Origin of the sequence: Rhodococcus sp. IEGM 1370 (assembly GCF_033142325.1) — a bacterium.
Classification (GTDB): Bacteria; Actinomycetota; Actinomycetes; order Mycobacteriales; family Mycobacteriaceae; genus Rhodococcoides.
Genome location: NZ_JAWLRY010000002.1, coordinates 366,837 through 384,471, shown reverse-complemented (window position 1 = coordinate 384,471; position 17,635 = coordinate 366,837). Strand labels below are relative to the sequence as shown.

Below are 17,635 nucleotides of genomic sequence, written 5' to 3'. Positions count from 1 at the left end.
ACGAGAGACGAACGACCGGTACCCGATCACGACGGTGGATGACGGCACTGACCGTCGCCTCAGTCCTTACGTTGACAGGATGTGGATCAGACGTGCTCGACAACCCGTACGAAAAATCCAGCCCGGCCGTGACGGCGGACTCAGCCGCGATCCTCGAGACGTTGCCGTCGCTCGAGGACACCGAAATGCAGGTCCACAGTGCCGTCGTGCAGATCGGAGCATTCGTCGACACCCTCGTACCCGGTATGAAGTGGACCTGGATACGCGAGCGAAGTGTCGGCGGCTGCAGCCGGCCGTTCGATGGGACCGACGGTGACGACGTCAAATTGAAGAACTATGTGTCGGAGGGGCCGATCCCGGATTCGATATGGCCGCGGGTATTCGAACATGCCAAGGCTCTCGCTGCCGCGGTGGGCGCGACCGAGTATCAAATCTTTCATGACGATCCCAGCCGACACCAGGTTCGCTTCTACAGTCCTGATGGCACGGCCATCTTCATCGGCAGCACCGGTGCCGTCATCTCCGCGAACACGGGATGTCGTTTGCCCCAGGCGAAAATGCCGGGGGCACAGGCTCCGCAGCCTCCTGTCACGCCGAACCCGTGACCATCCGCGTATCGAAAGGTTCCGGTGACGATGTCCAACAGCGCATTCGAAGAGCTGGGTGCGAAAGTAAAACGCGCACAATCGGTCGTGCGCGAGATTCGTGGTGTCGGCAGGGTCGGCGGTATCGCTGTCGAGGTCGACGCCGAGAACCGGCTGGTCGCACTTCACCACCCAGATGCCGACGTAATCCTGGCTGCGTACCGAGCAGCGCTCCTCGACAAGATGCCGCAGGTGGTCGACGCGATGCAGGATGTTCTCAGCGATCCCGACGCCCACGCGATCACCTCGTTCGTACAGCGCACCACTGCTATCATGCCGGCGTCCCCAGCGCAGCCCGTCGAAGACGACGACACCTACTTCCAGAATTTCAACCAGAATCCACTCGGCCGGAACTGATGACCGGCGACTCAGTTCGGTAGGCCCTATTTGCGGTTCGCTTCTCCTGATCGTCGGGCGGCCTGCTTGGCAACGCCCTGCTCGGCTCCGAATGCGATGTGCGCGTCCCCAGTCAACGGCGGCGAAGTCGGTCTTCGTTGTTGGGGCCGCCTTGTGTGGCGAATATTCTGTGAGTTTGGGGTCGCAGAGTCATCGGGGCGGGCATCGCGAACGGCCGTATCTGCCCCTGTCCGCCGGTGCGTTAGAAACGGGTTTTGTGCAAGCCTCCTGCTTACACAGTCTTACGTCTCGATAGGGATATTGAGCTACGTCGAGTCCTGTTCGCGTTCGTCGAGCAAGGAGCCGGCGGGAACACCAAGCACTTCAGCAATATCGAACAGCCGCTCGTACAGCAGCCCGCGTCTTCCGTGCTCGACATGTATGAGCACGTTACGAGTGACGCCTGATTCGAGCGCGAGTGCCTCCTGCGTCAAGCCTTGCTCGATCCGAAGTTGGCGGATACGGGCTCCAACCTGTCCTCGATATTCATCCCATCGGCGCGCACGCGCGGGATCTGTCTGACTCGGTCGCGTGGGCACTCGACAAGTACGTCAATTCGGTATAAATAAGTCTGCCCTACTAGTAGTTCTTTATGCGGTCATCGAAGACTGCGGTGACCGCTTCCAGGAGGTAGACCAGTGCGCGCCGACAATGATGGGGATACCGCCTGGCAGGCCAACTCTGAGGCTCAGCAGTGGCTTAAGAGAGTCGGAATACCTACAGAACCACGGATCATCGCAGTTCTGGCCCGAGCGTTCGCGCCACATGCCTACGGTTCTGGCCGCGAGGCTTTGTCGGCACCCGATCCAGATACGGCAGAAGAAGCAATTGTCGTCTCGCTACTTCGGGCTGGTCAGGTTCCCACACCTCGATCCGTCCGCGCGCACCTGAAGCAGTCTGAAACGAGAACACCCGTGTCAATGCAGGCTGCAGACGAAGCATTTAAGGTCTCCGCTGACCATTGGTATGAGCACATCGATGCATTCGGCCCGGTCATATCGACCGCAGTAGAACAGTTTTGGGTCGACAACAGTCGCGGCCCACTGCGAAGCGAAGCCTTCGCAGCGGAAACAGTCGTCGCGTTCTCGCAATCGAACAACCTCGCCCATACGACCAACCCTCAGCTGCGATCGATGCTGTGCGCGGAACTCCACCGCACAGGTTGGCTCGTCTCGAACCAGAGCCGACGGTCGCTCTGTGCCGGGCCAACCCACTTTGCCTTCCTCTGCGGAAAGAAACGTCGACAAAGTTCGTACAAAATCGGTCAACAAGTTGGACGGTTCATCGGTGAATTCAGGTTCCGACATCACCGGAGCCCCACCTGGAGCCAACTCGCAAGCCTCACCAAGAATGAACGCGACCTATGCATCTTTGCGAGCGGCACCGATGCGCAAGCTCAATCGAGATGGCTACTCACCCAAGAGTGGATCAGAATCGAGAACGGAGAAATCCGCCGCGGGGCGCAAGCCAAGGCACAGACGGCACGACGATCGGCCGGTCGTCAGAAAAGTTCGAAACAAAAATAGCTGGCATAAGCTGCTCGAGTCGTTGACGAGGTCGGGTCGGGCGACCGCCGGGCCGACTTTCGCATGAGCGATGTGTCACGGCCTCTAGCGTGTTCGCATCCGAAGCGCCGGGAGACAGATCGTCCGCGGCGGCAACGCAAGGAACGAGGTCGAGGACAGGTGACCAGCGACGGTACGCATTGGATTCGTGCGGCTCTACAGGTGAATCCCTACGCGTACGAGGGCCGGAACGCCCCGACGAACTTCTTCGCGAACGAGGAGGATTACAACGAGGCGCTCCGCGATGAATGCCAGGTGCTGGACATCAGCCTGATTGCCATCACCGATCACTGGTGCGTGGACTCTGCGCGTGGTTTGGTCGATGCCGCGACGGCTCGCGGCATCGTTGCTTTGCCGGGATTCGAAGCGAACTCATCTGAGGGCATCCATGGCTGGCCGCCGAACTGGGGAGTCCGAGAATTTTGATACGAACGGTTGCCAGCAAAGGCTGGCTCTTGCCACGGCCCGGTTGTCGCGTGGGAACCGCCGGCGCTCCAGACGCGGAGAATCTTATCCAACGCGCGACAGAACTCTTACGCTGTGGCCGTCAGATCGAGATAATTTAACCTGCAAGCACAAACAGCCGTCGAGCTAGCGAGTCCAGGTAGCGCTCTTGGGGTCAGGACTAAGGTCGCAGTCCGATTGCTGCATCGCCGGTACGTGCGTCGTCGCATCGACGAGGTACACCCGACACGGCAGGTCGACTTCGCCACGAAGTAGGTGCCGACAACTAGTGTTCGAGGCGAGCTTTTGGTCCGTCGGTGATGGATCGATGAGACCAAAGTACCGCTGCTGATTTGGAGTGCCTTTGTCTGTCCTGTCCAGCTTTGTGTGGAGTGTCGCCGACACCCTGCGGGGCCCTTACGCCGAGGCCGAGTACGGCTCGGTAATCCTGCCGTTCACGGTGTTGCGCCGCCTGGAGTGCGTCATGGGACTGCACCGCGACGCCATGGCCGAGATCGTCGCTGAGTACCCCGGCGAGCAGCAGCGCCGTACGCATCTGAAGGTCGCCACCCGCACCGAGGACAGCGCCGGGCTGTCGTTCTGGACCACCAGTGCGTACACGCTGAAGAAAGCGCTGCAGGACCCTGACAACCTGGCTGAAAACCTGATCGACTACGTCGGCGGGTTTTCCTCGAACCTCGACGTGTTCAGATCCTTCGGTTTCGAGAACGTGATCCGCGCGCTTGACGAGCGCGACAGGCTCGCGCAGGTCGCTCGCCACTTCGCCAGGATCGACCTGTCCCCCGACACAGTCTCGAACGCCGACATGGGCGACCTGTTCGAGAACCTCATCTACCGATTCGCCGAGTCCGCCAACGACGGTGCCGGCCAGTTCTACACGCCCCGCGACGTCGTGCGACTCCTGGTCGACCTCGTGTATGCCGAGGACACCGAGGCGCTGCGAGACCGCGGCACCGTCCGCTCGATCTACGACCCGACCGTCGGCACCGGCGGCATGCTCACCGTCGCAGACGAGCACCTGCACGCGCTCAACCCGGACGCGTCCACAGCGCTGTTCGGCCAGGAAATCAACCCGCGCACTTACGCGATCTGCAAGGCTGACCTACTCATCAAGGGGCAGGACCCATCCAACGTCCGGCAGGGCGACACGCTCGTCGTCGACAAGTTCGAGGACCGGCGCTTTGACTACGTGCTCTCTAACCCACCGTTCGGGACGGACTGGAAGGCAGTCGAGTCCGACGTGAAAAACGAGCACGCGCGCGGAGGACGGGGGCGCTTCGCGCCCGGGCTCCCGGGCGTCGGCGACGCGGCCATGCTGTTCCTGCTGCACGTCGCCTCGAAGATGCGCGACGTGGACCACAGCGGCCGCGGCGGCAAGGTCGGCATCGTCCTCAACGGCTCGCCGCTGTCCAACGGCGGAGCGGGCTCTGGGCCGTCCGACATTCGCGGTCACGTGCTCGAGGAAGATCTCGTCGAGGCCATCGTCGCCCTGCCCAACGACATGTTCTACAACACTGGCATCGCCACATACCTTTGGATCCTGTCGAACGCGAAGCCCGCCGAGCGCGAGGGCAGGGTGCAGCTCATCGACGCCACCGGGCTCGGGTCGAAGCTGAGAAAATCCATCGGCTCCAAGCGCGTCGAGATCGCCGAGAATGGCCGAGATGCGATCGTGCGCGCCTTCGCCAGCACCGAGGACGACGACGCCAAGGTGCCGGTGAAGGTGTTCAACAACCTCGACTTCGCGTACTGGACCGTCACCATCGAGCGCCCCCTCCGGCTCCGGTTCGTGTGCACCTCGCAGACGATCAGCGCCGTGGCCGAGCACAGGACGCTCGGGAAGATCGAGGGCCTAATCCTGGCTCTTGAGTCGTTCGGCGACGAACCGTACTTGAACCGGGAGAAGTTCAACCGGGAGCTCGGCAAGCACCTCGGCGACCGGGGACTTCGACTGACCGCCCCGCAGCGCAAGACGTTGTGGTTGACCATCGGCGTCCACGACGAGTCCGCCGACATCTGCGTTCATGCATCCGGTGTGAATAGGGGCAAGCCGGAGCCAGACGCCGCGCTCCGCGACACCGAGAACGTGCCGTTCGGATGGCGCGACCACCCGCAGTCGCACGAGGCGCTCAAGCAGACGGTGCAGGCATACTTCGACGCCGAGGTGAAGCCGCACGTCGACGACGCGTGGATCGACTGGTCGAAGACGAACACCGGCTACGAGATCCCGTTCACGAGGCATTTTTATACCTACGAGCCGCCCAGGCCCCTTGAGGAGATCGATGCCGACCTTGAGCGGGTCGTCGGCGAGATCATGACGCTCCTGCGCGAGGTTGAGTCGTGACGGACAGTGGTCTTCAGGCCGCCGAAGCCGCTTGGATGACGGGGCTTCGCGTTCCTGAGAGATGGACCAGGTCCCGGGTGAAGCATCTGGTTCGATCGATGCGTGCAGGGGACGCGATTACCGTCGACGCCATCGAGCAGGCCGGCGAGTACGCCGTCTATGGCGCTAACGGGGTGAGGGGGTTCACTTCGCGGCGTACACATGTCGGCACGCATGTGCTCATCGGTCGTCAGGGCGCACTCTGCGGCAACGTGCACCTTGTCAATGGTGAGTTCTGGGCAAGTGAGCACGCGATCGTCGCGACACCCTTGGCTAACGTCGACGAGCGATGGTTGGCCGCGCTTCTGCGGGTGATGAACCTTGGTCAGTACTCAACAAGCGCCGCCCAACCTGGCATCGGTGTCGGCCAGATTGCGCCTCTCCACGTGTACGTGCCGCCGCCCGATGAGCAGCGCGCTATTGCCGACTACCTGGACGACGAGACGGCCCAGATAGACGCGCTCGTGGCCAAGCAGGGAGAGTTCATCCAGCTGCTTCGGGAACGACGAAGCGCCATTGCCGACGCTGAGTTTCAACCGAGCGTTGGCAAGCGAAACGCAACCATTAGGCAGACACTGATTCGCCTCGAACGCAGGCCAGTGCCGGGATTAGGCGTCGTGACAGCCTACCGCGACGGCGTCGTCACGCTGCGCGCCAACCGCCGAGCCGACGGGTACACGATGTCAGCGTCCGAGGCGGGCTACCAGGGAGTCATGCCTGGGGACATCGTGTTTCATGCCCTCGACGGGTTCGCCGGTGCTGTCGGCATCTCCGACAGCGAGGGCCAATGCTCACCGGTTTACCACGTGTGTGCTTCCCGAAATGACGTCAATGCCGAATACCTCGCGCTCCTTATCCGGTACATGGGCACGTCGGGCTTCCTCAGCACGCAGGCCCCGAGTACGAGACAGCGGAGCGTCGACTTTCGGAACTGGAAAACCTTTGCGCGAGTCCCGCTGATGCTCCCGCCGATAGAGCGCCAGAATTCGTTCGTCACCGAGTACCACGAGCAGACGTCGCGCATCGATGCACTGATCGCGAAGGCCGAGGAGCACATCGCCCTCGCCAAGGAGCGCCGCTCGGCGCTGATCACCGCAACGGTGACCGGGCAAATCAACGTACGCACCGCACGGAAGGCGAGCTGAACCATGGCGGCACCAGACGGCACCCGAGAGGAGGCGTTCGAGCGCGAGATCGCCGAGTATCTCGCCGCTAACGGCTGGGGATACAGCGAGACCGACGACGGCTACGACGCCGAGCGGGCGATTTGGCCCGAGGACGTGCACTGGTGGCTGAACGAGACGCAGACCGAGGAGTACGCGAAGGTCGTCCGTGTGGGAACCGGTGCAGAGCAGGCCGACCGAGAGGCGCTGCTGGAGTCGCTCGTGTCGCGGCTGGACACGCCGATGAGCTCGGGCGGCGGCACGCTCAATGTACTGCGTCGGAAGTTTTCCCACACCCGCGGGGCGACGGCGCATCTGCGGATGTGTCAATTCAAGCCGGCCACCACGCAGAACCCGACCACCACCGAGAACTACCGGAAGATGCGGCTGCGTGTCGTCCGGCAGGTGCATTTCTCGCCGAAGCGTGGGGACAACCGGTCGATCGATCTGGTGCTCTTCGTCAACGGGTTGCCCGTGGCGACAGTCGAGCTCAAGTCGTTCTTCAAGCAAGAATGGCGCACGGCGGTCAGTCAGTACCGCAACGATCGGAACCCTGCGGGGCAGCCGTTGCTCGGATTTGGCACCCGTGCCCTAGTGCACTTCGCCGTCGACGACGACCAGGTTCACATGACCACCAAGCTCGCGGGAGAGAAGACCTACTTCCTGCCCTTCAACCGCGGACACAAGGACACCGGTGCTGCGGGCAACCCGCAGAACCCTAGCGGGGCCGCCACTTCTTACCTGTGGGAGCGGGTCCTACAACGCGACAACTGGCTGGCCATCCTCGGCTCGCAAATATTTCTTAAGACCGAGGCCGACGAGGATCCGGCTACCGGCAAGATCAGGCGATCCACGACGCTGATGTTCCCGCGTTACCACCAATGGCGCGCGGTGACGAAGCTCGTCGAGACCATCGCCGAGGAGAAGCCCGGCAGGCGCTACCTCATCGAGCACTCGGCCGGGTCGGGGAAGACCAACACAATCGCCTGGACCGCGCACCGGCTAGCACGGCTCCACGACGCTGCTTACGAAAAGATCTTCGACAAGGTCCTCATCGTCTCCGACCGCCGCGTACTCGACGCGCAGCTGCAGCAGGCCGTCGAGCAGGTCGACGACACTGTCGGCACCGTCGCCGTTATCGACTCGGCAGCTGTGCGGCGATCCGGTGGCTCGAAGTCGCGCGCGCTACTGGATGCGCTGACCGGCTCGGCGCTCATCATCGTCGTCACGATCCAAACGTTCCCCTATGTCAAAGGCCTTTTGGAGACGACGCTGGGCGACAAGAACTTCGCCGTAATCATTGACGAAGCGCATACTTCGCAGTCCGGCAAAACGGCATCGGACCTGAAGAAGGTCCTCACCGAGGGCGGTCAGGTCGCAACCGACGAGGAAGTCGACTCCCAAGACGTCGTGAACGAGATCGTCGAGGCCGACGACGCTCGCGAGGCGCAGATCGCCGCAGAGACGGCGGCCAGAGCCGGTGCTCGGAACGTGTCGCTGCTCGCCTTCACCGCCACGCCGAAAACGAAGACGAAGGTGCTGTTCGGCCGCAAGGACGAAGACGGCAAGCCGGTGTCATTTGATGTCTACCCGATGCGGCAGGCGATCGAGGAAGGCTTCATCCTCGACGTGCTGCACGGCTACCAGACTTACCGGACCGCGTTCGAGATCGAGCAGCGCGGCGAGGACGGCGTCGTCACGGGCATCATGGCAGACAGCGACGACCGCCTCGTCGACCCGAAGGTCGCGGCCCGCAAGATCATGCGGTTCGCGAACCTGCACCCGACGAACATCGGCCAAAAGGTCGAGATCATCGTCGAGCACTTCCGCGCGAACGTTGCCCAGCTCCTCGACGGCCACGCCAAGGCGATGGTCGTCACGGACTCCCGCCAGGCCGCAGTGCGGTACAAGGTCGAGGTCGACAAGTACCTCGCGCAGAAGGGCTACGACTACCAGTCCATAGTCGCCTTCTCCGACAAGATCAGCGACGACGAGTACGGCCTGACCGATGTCACCGAGGCGTCGATGAACCCCGGTCTCGGCTCGGACCTAGCGCGGGAGTTCCGCCGTCCCGAGTATCGCCTGATGCTCGTCGCCGACAAGTTTCAGACCGGCTTCGACCAGCCGCTGCTGTGCGCTATGTATGTCGACAAAAAACTCCCGGACGTGCATGCCGTCCAGACGCTATCGCGGCTCAACCGCACCTACCGAGCGCCGTCAGGGGAGAAAAAAGATCGCACATTCGTGCTCGACTTCGTCAACGACCCGGCCGAGATCCGCGAAGCATTCCTCACCTACTACCTCGAGGCCCACATCGAGACCGAGACCGACCCGAACTTGGTGCATCGGCTCGCGACCAAACTGGCCCAGGCGCGGATTTACACCATCGAGGACGTCGAGCGTTACGCGAAGGCGTGGTGGACGCCGACGCAGTCGCACGCGGCGCTGGCGGCTGCCGTGACCCCGGCCCGCGACCAGTTCGCGCAGCGCTGGGCCGAGGCGGCGGACCAGCAGGACAGTCAGGGCCTAGACGAGCTGCGGACCTTCCGCAAGGACTGCGGATCCTACGTACGCCTGTACGACTTCATGTCGCAGGTCGTCGACTACGCCACCAGTAATCTGGAGAAGCTAGCCGAGTTTCTTCGGCAGCTCGTGCGGCTACTCCCCTCCAACGACCCAGGAGCGGACGCCGACGTGTCCGGCCTTGAGCTGCGCCGCGTCCGCCAGATCGAACAGGGAAAGGCCGACATCGGCCTCTCCGGCGACCAGAACACGCCCGGGCTGTCCGGCATAACCGGCATCGGGTCCGGAGTGTCCAGGCCCGATCCGCAGCAGGAGTTGCTGTCGGACATTATCGCCCGCATCAACTCGCTCTTTGGCGCGGAGTTCGCCGACCCGCAGATCGCGGGCTTCGTCATCGCGGCCGCAGGCATGGCCGAGGAGGACCAGCGCATCGCCGACCAGATAGACCACAACGCCGTCGACCAGTTCCTGGCCTCGCGGGAGCTGCGCGAGACGCTGACCGACGCTGCCGTGCTGAACGAAGGCGCGTTTGGCAAGCTCACCGGTGCGCTGACCGGTGAGAACGAGCGTGCCGACGAATTTGTCCGACTGATCGGGCAGTACCTGTACAAGTCGCGCAGGATGCGGATGGTGGATGCGACGGATCTCGACGACGACCATTCGGGCAAGAGCGAATAAGGCGATGGCGACGAAGAGCGCTCCACACCCGGCAGTTCGCGCGGTGCTCCAAGACTTCGAGTCCGCGCCATACACCGACGGTGACCGCGGCCCGGTTGGCTTGGACCATGCGACAAGTGTGTCCTTGGCGAGGGCCCTTGCCGTCGGAGGGCTCAGTCGCCTCGATCCGGGTCTCACGACCGTCGAGATCTGGGACCCTGCGGCTGGCTTGGGGTTCGCCGGTTTCCTACTGGTCGAAGCGCTCCAGGCGGCTGGAGTAGAGACCCGCTACCGCGGCCAGGACATTAACGAGGCCGCCGCGTCCGCTGGCCGACGTCGATTCAACGCGGTCCACGACGCCGAAATCGCTCAAGCGGACACGCTGGCGCACGATGCCTTCAAGGACTTCAGCGCCGACCTGGTGATCGTCGACGCGCCTTGGGGAATGGACTGGAGTAGCTCGGCCTCGGAAGTGAAAGCGCGCCAGTCAAACGGTGAGTTCCGGTTCGGTCTTCCGCAGAGCTCCGACAGCACCTGGCTGTTCATCTCGTTGGCCCTTGAGAAGCTTCACCTGGCTGAGCAGGGCGGAGGACGTGTCGCGGCATTGGTGAACCCGGGCGCTCTGAGCTCCGGCGGCACAACCGCTACGGTGCGGCAGCGGATACTCGACGAAGGCCTTCTGGAATCGGTCACTCGGCTCCCCGACGGCCTTTCGCCGAACACGCAGATCCCCCTTTACCTCCTTACATTCTCGAACAATGCCAGGGACGTCTCCCGGGGTAAAGCGATGGTCGCCGACTTGCAGACGATGTTCACTACGGAGCACGGTCGCAGGTCGATCCCGGTTGAGGCGTTCCACGAGCTCGAATTCGGGCTGCGGACGATGAAGCCGGGCCCGCGCAACCGCACCATCAGCACTCGCCAGTTCACTCGAAGGGACGCACGGCTGTCGCGCGCCACACGCGAGGGCCGTCAGCTCTCGTGGCGCCTCACCACGTACAACGACACAGCGATCGACGGTGGCTTGCTAAATGCTCGCTATGGGCCAGACTCCGGCGTCTCGCTTATCGAGGAGCCGCGCGAGACCGTCGACCTCGATCCCAGTCACGTTTTTAAGGACGACTCGCGCGAGCTGTTGCGAGACATGGCTGCCAAAGGCTGGCCCAGCCGGCGACTCAGCAGTCTTCTCGCCGGAGAGCCCGGCATAGCAATCGATCCAAATAGCGAGCAGGACGAGCGGCGGTTGTTCGTGCCCACCGGCGGGGGTGGCATAGCCGCTACGAACCTATCCGAGACGAACGCCGGCGGGCGGGTCCTGGTGATCCATCTCGACGACGACTCGATCCACCCGCCCTTCATGGCGGCGTGGCTCAACTCGGAGCAGGGCGTCGCCAGTAGGCTCCATGCGATTGACAAGGGAAGCTCGGGCCACAACCTTAAGATACTGCGGTCGGATCCCAACTCATTGATGCGGTGGGCCGACGAGCTCCTCTTGCCGGTCCCGGATCTCCGCGTGCAGCTCGCCCTCGCGGCGGCGGATGGGCGGCTCAGCTCGTTCCAGACTGACCTCGGCACCAGACGAGCGAGCATCTGGTCAGCGCCGGAGGACGCTGACGAGGTAGTAAGCAAGGTCGCCGCCGCTTTCGACGACTCGTTGACGTCCTGGCTCGACCAGCTGCCGTACCCGATCGCATCGGCACTGTGGACCGCGGAGTCCGCCCAGTCGGTGGGGGAACAGCAGCGCGCCTATTTACGCGCCTGGGAGGCGATCGTGACCTTCCACGCGACGGTACTGCTCTCCGCGAGCCGCACCGATCCGGGCAGCAGCAGCGAAACCGAGGCCGCTATCCGTCAAACCCTGCATGAGCAGCACCTAGGCATCGAGAAGGCTTCGTTTGGTACCTGGGTGGTGATCGTCGAGAAAACGTCAAAGTACCTCCGCAGCGCGCTAGAGGACGGTGACGCCGATGACGTGGCCCGTATCCGCCGCGCGTTCGCCGAACTTGGCCGCGCCGGAATCGAGCGGCTGATCTCGAAAGACGTCGTCAACAAGTTCAAGGAGTTGAACAGCAAGCGCAACCGTTGGTCCGGCCACACGGGATACACCTCAGAGCAGGAGTTGAGGACGCAAGTCGACTCGCTCGACTCGGACCTCAGGGAGCTCCGCGGGCTCCTCGGGAACGTTTGGTCGCAGCTCGTGCTGGTTCGCCCCGGCAGCGCCAAACGCCGTCGCGACGGCCTCATCCAGACCGCCGAAGTCGCATTGGGGACTCGGACGCCCTTTGCGGCTCGGGAGTTCGCTGTGGGGGAGCAAATGTTCGAAGACGAGCTTTACCTCGTCCGAGATGGATCACAGTCGCCGCTGCGCCTAGGGCACTTCGTGCAGCTCCGCGCAGCGCCGAGCAGCGCCCATTTCACCACGTATTTCTACAACCGGACGGAGGGGCGCAGCGTGCGCATGGTCAGCTACCAGTACGGGCCGGAGAGCGAACTGCAGGACGACGTGAATAGCCTCCTTTCGGATTTCGGGGGACTCGCCGACGCAGCCGCCGATGACCGTCATGGAGGGACGTAAGGGCACAGCCTCACAGCCCAATATCGGACTACAATTTCCGGTGCGACCATCGCCGTCTGCGAACGTGAGGTACCGCAATGGATACCCGACAACGGAGAAGCCGCCTAACTACTCCATCGGCCGACCTGACCTCAAGGGAGCCATCTTATGATCTCCGCCCTACCGACTGCTCGTAGCTTCGACCAGCTCGTCGGCCCGTTCTACGACACCTCGGGTCTGACCCAGTGGTGGGGCGTGAGCCGGCAGGCCGTCGCGAAGGCATCGTCCACCGGCACGCTGATCGCCTGCCGGCTCGACGGCGGCGGATGGGTCTATCCGACCTGGCAGTTCACCGACTCAGGCACGGTGTACCCGGACCTGCTCACCTTATGGTCGACGTTGCGTGCTGCAGCCGATGCCTGGACCTGCGCAACCTGGCTGCGCAGTTCCCTCGCCGACCTCGACGACCGCAGCGCAGCGCAATGGGTCACCGAAGGGCGCCCCATCGAGCCAATACTCAAGCTCGCACGCGCCGACGCGCGTCGGTGGGCGACGTGACCCGCGACCCGATCGAACCGCCTCTGTCCACAAAGGATACCGACTGTCGATAGCGCAATGACCAACGGATCGCGTCGACACTGTGCGGAAGCTCGATCAGGCTGCCCACGTGGGTGACCGATCATGCGTCTGAATCGCTCGCTGTGATTGGTACGACCGTCGGCGGCGACAAGGTTATGCCGAAGGCTACGAACCTGCCTCTCGCGTGACCGAGACACGAGACAGCCGCGACGGCTTTTTCTCGCGGAGGGCTTCGCTGTACCGAGTGGGGGCCATCCGTCGAGGTCCGAGAACCGGGCGTCAGCCTGGATCGTCCGCCGGTCTCGGGGCTCGTTGACGCCGCGCCCCCAGGTCAGCGAGTGGGGCCTTATGTTGAGCGGCGGCCTTTTCCAGCGCCATCGTGTTGATCACGGCTGCGTAGAACGCGACCTGCGCTTCCAGTTCGGCGTAACTCGCGATGAGCTTGGCGTGCTGGGCTTTGAGCTTCTCGAAGTCGCTGAGGTCCCGTGCAAACGCCGCAGGTGTGGACTGCGCAGTCTTGACCTGTGCCTGGAATAGCTCTTTGAGGTCGACATGCTGGTGGGTGAGGTGCCAGCGGGGTAGGTCGGCCTCGACAGCAAGTTGGGACACGCTCATCCGCCCGGTCGATCGCAGCGGTTGACCCGCCGTTAGGCGGTGCATCGCGGCAATGATTTTTTTCCGAACAGGGTCCGTTTCGTGTGCGGGATCTCCGGTCACTGCACCACTCCGGCGTCCGCGTGGGCGCTCAAGATCGACTCAAGCCTGTCCATCTCGTGTCGGTCCCGCTGGTGACGGATTGGCGGAGCAAGGACATCACCGGTGATCTCGCTGAGCTCCGCGTGCCTGGCGCGAACAACGTCGATATCCCTGTCAGTGCGGGCAATATTGGGGCAACGCGGTCGGCAGTCGTCGACGTCGGGGGTGACCAGCGGGTCGTCTCGGGTGCCACGCAACTGACACGCCGCTTGCTGCGGATCGAACACGCAGGTCATGCCGTGCCCGTGGAAGATCTTCAGCAGAGGATTGGCCATCAGTTCTCGTGCTTCTCGATCAGATTTCAGGACATGTCCGGCGTAGTTCCGGTGCGCGGCGATCACGCGATCGCGGTAGGGGCCGGCTGCCGGCCCGGATAGCTTCTCGCCGCTAGCAAGAGCTTCCTTGTCCTCGGCAAGTTCCTCCATGCGGGCCAGGAAGTCCTCGAAGGCGTAGTCATCGGAGAACCCCGAGTCGTAATCGCCGGCATAGCCTTGGATCAGCCGAGTGTGGACGTGGCCGTACTGGATCGCGCCCGCGACAAGCCCACGCGGGCGGCGCCGGATGTACCACGCCAAAGTCCTGCGGAACCGGGAAGGGTTGAGAGGCCCGTTGGGATCGGCTGGAATAGGATCGACGCCGAGGTGCCCGGCCATGCTGTTACACCAGGCGACGAAGTCAGCCATATCACGGGAGATCACGGAACTGACACGCGCCCGCCCCTTACGCTGAAGATTTTGCTGCCGATGGTGCACCAAAATCTGAATTGGGAATAGCAATTCGTGACCGTGCAACCGTTCGAGGACACCGACGGCGTCCGCGACGGTACTTACCACCACCCAGGGGTCGGGGCGTAGTTCCCCGGCCGGAATCTTGTTTCCGTTCGCATCTACCGCATTCTTGAAGTAGACCCCGCTCAGCAGGTGCAGATCGGTGACCGAGTCGTAGCTGACACAGCCGCGACGGAGGTTGAGAACCTCGCCCGGCCGAGCACCGCTGAGGTAGGACAACACGACGAAACACGCTGTGCTCAACAGCCTGCCCAGACGCCTGGCCTCGTCGAACTCAATAGGACCGTTTCGCCAGCGTTGTCCTCCGATTGTCCCAGTGATTGGGACCTCCAGAAAGCAACCGTCGGTTACGCGGATGCCCGAATCCAATGCCATTTTCCCCGCAGGAGTGTTCGCCATTGTCCGGTTCTCGGTGCAGTTCAGGACTTTACCGACGTGGGGCCAGTGAACGGCAAGACTTCCGTCAGGCTGGCGCTTGCCCGGCAGCGGCAGCTCAGAGGCACGCAGATGCTCCAGCCAAAGCGCCATCCGCTGCTCGATTTGGCCGTTGGGCGACCGCTCTAGCGTTCCCAGGGCGCGGCGCCGTTTTCGGCTCCTGTCGTGCAGGAAGCGGTATTCGGTATGGGCGTTGATGATGTCCTCGGAAAAATCTTCGACGAAACGAAGCGCCCATGACAGCAATGGCTGCATGGTGGCCTCGCTGATTCGGTGGGTCAAGTTCTCCCGCTCGGCCTTGGAGCGGCCGAACAGTTCCCTGGTCGGGTCACCGCCCCAAGGCGGAACCGCCGGAAGCCGCATCTGCTCGGGAAGTAAGGCACGGTAAGACCACAGGCGGCGGACTTCGGCGGCCCGCCGGTACTTGAGGCCAAGGGTGATTGTCTCGCTGTCGAGCAGATGGATCAGATAATTGTCCAAAACTGCTGCATCGACCTGGTTCAGCGCGGTGATACCGCAGTTGTCCAGCCAGAGGATGAAAGACTTGAACTGCGGATATGTGGTAAGAAGCGACGCGATCGAGGTCTGGACGGGCGGAGCCGAACGCATGCCTGCCGGCGAGTCGGTGTTGATCTGCTGCCAGTAGTAGTGCTTAGCCATCAGACGGAGCGGGGCCGGAATCGCGGCAAAGTTCAGACTAGCCGACTGCGCATTCTCCTCGAAGACTGCCGAATTGAGATACCACCGGTCGTGGGCGAAACGTGACAGGACTTCCATGTCGACGCCAGGCACCAGCTCGCGGTGAAGCAATACGATCGTGTCCGGACCTGGCCATTCAGTCCCGACCGGCACTGAGAAATTCTCTTCGCGTGCGGTGCCGCTCATCGTAGATCGAGCTCTCTGTTGAGGAACCGCGCAACGATAGCCCGGTCGGTATCGGTCACTGCATCGCGCGCTTCCGCGACGTCGGCGTTGTCGTGCTGGCGGAGGAGGTCTGCCAATTGTGTGTGCGGCAACGCGAAGCGGCGCGTCCAAGTGAGCGGGGTCATCTCCGATCGGCGGGCCCCGAGGGTGTCGTGGACGAGTGTCTGAATCGGCAGGTGCCTGGGCAATGCCCTCGCGCAGGGACAGTCCAGGCACGCCATGAACGATGCGCGGCAGGGATGCCCGGATGGGGATTTCGGGCTGTTCTCGTTATCGACGCAGCCGTTCATCACCGTGTCTAACTGACCTTCGATTAGCTTATTCAAGGTGACCGAACCGACGCCGAAGTCGCGAGCTGCCGAGCTCGGGTCAGTGCGAGCGGCCTTGAGGTCGGCCTCACTGAACGTGGCCATGAGCCCGTAAGCGCGAGCCTTATTGACCTCCTCGGCCAGGGCATCGGCGACCACCTTCCGATACTCCGCGTAGTTACCGCGGTTGCGACCAAGGTAGTGGCTTGCAAGGGTCTGCTCAGTGTGCGCGACCGGTACTTGATGCAGCTCCAGATAGGTCAGCCGGATCCTGTCCAGCCTGGCCTGCAGAATTCTCGGCTCGGCGGCCTCGCCTGCGGCGGCAGCTCTTGGGTCAGGATCTGCCCTCAGATTCTTCTCCTCCGACCATCTCACCGTGGAGTACCACGAGTGGGCCGGGGCCAGCGGCCGAAGCCCTCGCCCGTCTCCGCCTACTGCACGCCCCCTGACGTGGTAGGCCAAAAACAGCTTGTCCGAACCCGTCACACGCTGCGAAGCTGCGGTCAACTCGTGCAACAACGCATAAACCCCAAATGGGGTGTGCAGCTCATCGCGCGCAGAGAGCTCAGACGGTTCCCCCGGGATACTGATCCAGTCCGGGACCTGCGAGATCACCAGGTTCATGTAGGCCTTTCGGCCCCGACGCGGCTTGATCGCGTCCACGATCGCCGTCCGTGGCCCACCGGCAAAGCCATCGGCCCGGTGGTGGGTCGATGGGGTATCCAGGAGCACGCTCGGGTTTTCCCCCGTCATCGCGCCGAGAAGGATCACCCCGGCTGTGGCCTCGCGGACAGTCAGATGCGCACCGGAAACCACGTCGGCCACCGTGCCAAATTTCTTGACCCACGGCATCGGGACTTCTCGATGCGCGGTCCATTTATCTCGGCCGATCGTGCGCGGGACATCACCGTGGCATTCCACGAAGTCCAACAGCTCCAAACGTCGATCCGGATCTGTCAGCTCATTAGCCCGGTAACGCGTCAGCAGCTCACGGTTGACGCGAATCCGCTTAGCTGCGTTCCGAAGATCCGATCGGGCCGCGTCGGCGATCCGCTTGAACTCCTGGCTGCTGTAGCTCTGCTTTCGATTTTCCTCAAGCCGAACCCGCTTCGGAAGCGGCTCCCGGCACTTCACTACCAACTCCGGTTTGATTCCCTCGACCAGCAAGAGCATTGTCTTGATCTCCCGCGCCTCCGAATAAAGGGTTGAGTTTTGCAGCGAGCGCGAAGCCAGGAAGCCGTCGACGTGCTCCGGCGCCAAATGCTCCACCTGCGTTGGCGGCCAGGCGAGCTGCGCCAGGTATTGGCTGAAACGCAGGGAAACCCGGAACGGATTAGCTACCGCTGACAGCCTGGTCAAACTCCTTTTCGGTGCAACGCGTAGAGCGAACGCGCCCGCCAGCGCCGCCTGTAGCTGTGGCGACACCGTCAGGTTGGCAAAATCGAAGTCTCGCTGCTCTTTGCCGTCCGGTGAGAAGCACCTCACGACTAGACCA

Annotated in this window: 13 protein-coding genes; 9 read left to right on the top strand and 4 right to left on the bottom strand. The window is 62.9% G+C overall.

Translation table 11 applies throughout. The features are described from left to right. Window positions 1-92 precede the first annotated feature (92 nt). Window positions 93-605, top strand: a complete 513-nt coding sequence (locus R4P47_RS04995; RefSeq protein ID WP_317784172.1) for an LppA family lipoprotein — start codon at window positions 93-95, stop codon at window positions 603-605. A gap of 30 nt (window positions 606-635) precedes the next feature. Next, complete coding sequence (locus R4P47_RS04990) at window positions 636-1,001, top strand: hypothetical protein (protein ID WP_317784171.1); 366 nt, start codon at window positions 636-638, stop codon at window positions 999-1,001. Window positions 1,002-1,306: 305 nt separating this feature from the next. Here R4P47_RS04990 and R4P47_RS04985 read toward each other — a convergent pair whose 3' ends face one another. Next, a complete protein-coding gene (locus R4P47_RS04985) occupies window positions 1,307-1,579 on the bottom strand; it encodes a helix-turn-helix transcriptional regulator (protein ID WP_317784170.1) in 273 nt (90 codons plus the stop codon). Between the two features lie 99 nt (window positions 1,580-1,678). Here R4P47_RS04985 and R4P47_RS04980 point away from each other — a divergent pair, with 99 nt between their 5' ends. The 7 genes from R4P47_RS04980 to R4P47_RS04950 all read left to right on the top strand — a co-directional run bounded on the left by R4P47_RS04980 (window position 1,679) and on the right by R4P47_RS04950 (window position 12,908). Continuing rightward, complete coding sequence (locus R4P47_RS04980) at window positions 1,679-2,566, top strand: hypothetical protein (protein WP_317784169.1); 888 nt, start codon at window positions 1,679-1,681, stop codon at window positions 2,564-2,566. Window positions 2,567-2,725: 159 nt separating this feature from the next. Further along, window positions 2,726-3,031: a hypothetical protein gene (locus R4P47_RS04975; RefSeq protein WP_317784168.1), complete on the top strand. Its 306-nt coding sequence runs from the start codon at window positions 2,726-2,728 to the stop codon at window positions 3,029-3,031. A gap of 376 nt (window positions 3,032-3,407) precedes the next feature. Beyond that, entirely contained in the window at window positions 3,408-5,414 is a 2,007-nt protein-coding gene (locus R4P47_RS04970; protein ID WP_317784167.1) for a class I SAM-dependent DNA methyltransferase, read from the top strand. 35 nt (window positions 5,415-5,449) lie between these two features. Then, window positions 5,450-6,598 carry a restriction endonuclease subunit S gene (locus R4P47_RS04965; protein ID WP_317784292.1) on the top strand — a complete coding sequence of 383 codons (1,149 nt, stop codon included), beginning with the start codon at window positions 5,450-5,452 and terminating at the stop codon, window positions 6,596-6,598. Window positions 6,599-6,601: 3 nt separating this feature from the next. Next, entirely contained in the window at window positions 6,602-9,817 is a 3,216-nt protein-coding gene (locus tag R4P47_RS04960; protein ID WP_317784166.1) for a type I restriction endonuclease subunit R, read from the top strand. 4 nt (window positions 9,818-9,821) lie between these two features. Further along, the gene (locus R4P47_RS04955; RefSeq protein WP_317784165.1) at window positions 9,822-12,371 is read left to right on the top strand and encodes a class I SAM-dependent DNA methyltransferase; all 2,550 of its coding nucleotides are present in this window, start codon (window positions 9,822-9,824) and stop codon (window positions 12,369-12,371) included. A gap of 147 nt (window positions 12,372-12,518) precedes the next feature. After that, complete coding sequence (locus R4P47_RS04950; RefSeq protein WP_317784164.1) at window positions 12,519-12,908, top strand: hypothetical protein; 390 nt, start codon at window positions 12,519-12,521, stop codon at window positions 12,906-12,908. 300 nt (window positions 12,909-13,208) lie between these two features. Here the strand turns inward: R4P47_RS04950 and R4P47_RS04945 are convergent, their stop codons facing one another. The 3 genes from R4P47_RS04945 to R4P47_RS04935 form a co-directional block, all read right to left on the bottom strand. Next, window positions 13,209-13,544 (bottom strand): hypothetical protein, encoded by a 336-nt coding sequence (locus R4P47_RS04945; protein ID WP_317784163.1) that lies wholly within the window; start codon window positions 13,542-13,544, stop codon window positions 13,209-13,211. Window positions 13,545-13,642: 98 nt separating this feature from the next. Further along, the gene (locus R4P47_RS04940; RefSeq protein ID WP_317784162.1) at window positions 13,643-15,793 is read right to left on the bottom strand and encodes a hypothetical protein; all 2,151 of its coding nucleotides are present in this window, start codon (window positions 15,791-15,793) and stop codon (window positions 13,643-13,645) included. Next, on the bottom strand, window positions 15,790-17,625 hold the full coding sequence (locus tag R4P47_RS04935; protein ID WP_317784161.1) for a hypothetical protein: 1,836 nt from the start codon (window positions 17,623-17,625) through the stop codon (window positions 15,790-15,792). Before R4P47_RS04935 ends, R4P47_RS04940 begins: the two co-directional genes overlap by 4 nt. Window positions 17,626-17,635 lie beyond the last annotated feature (10 nt).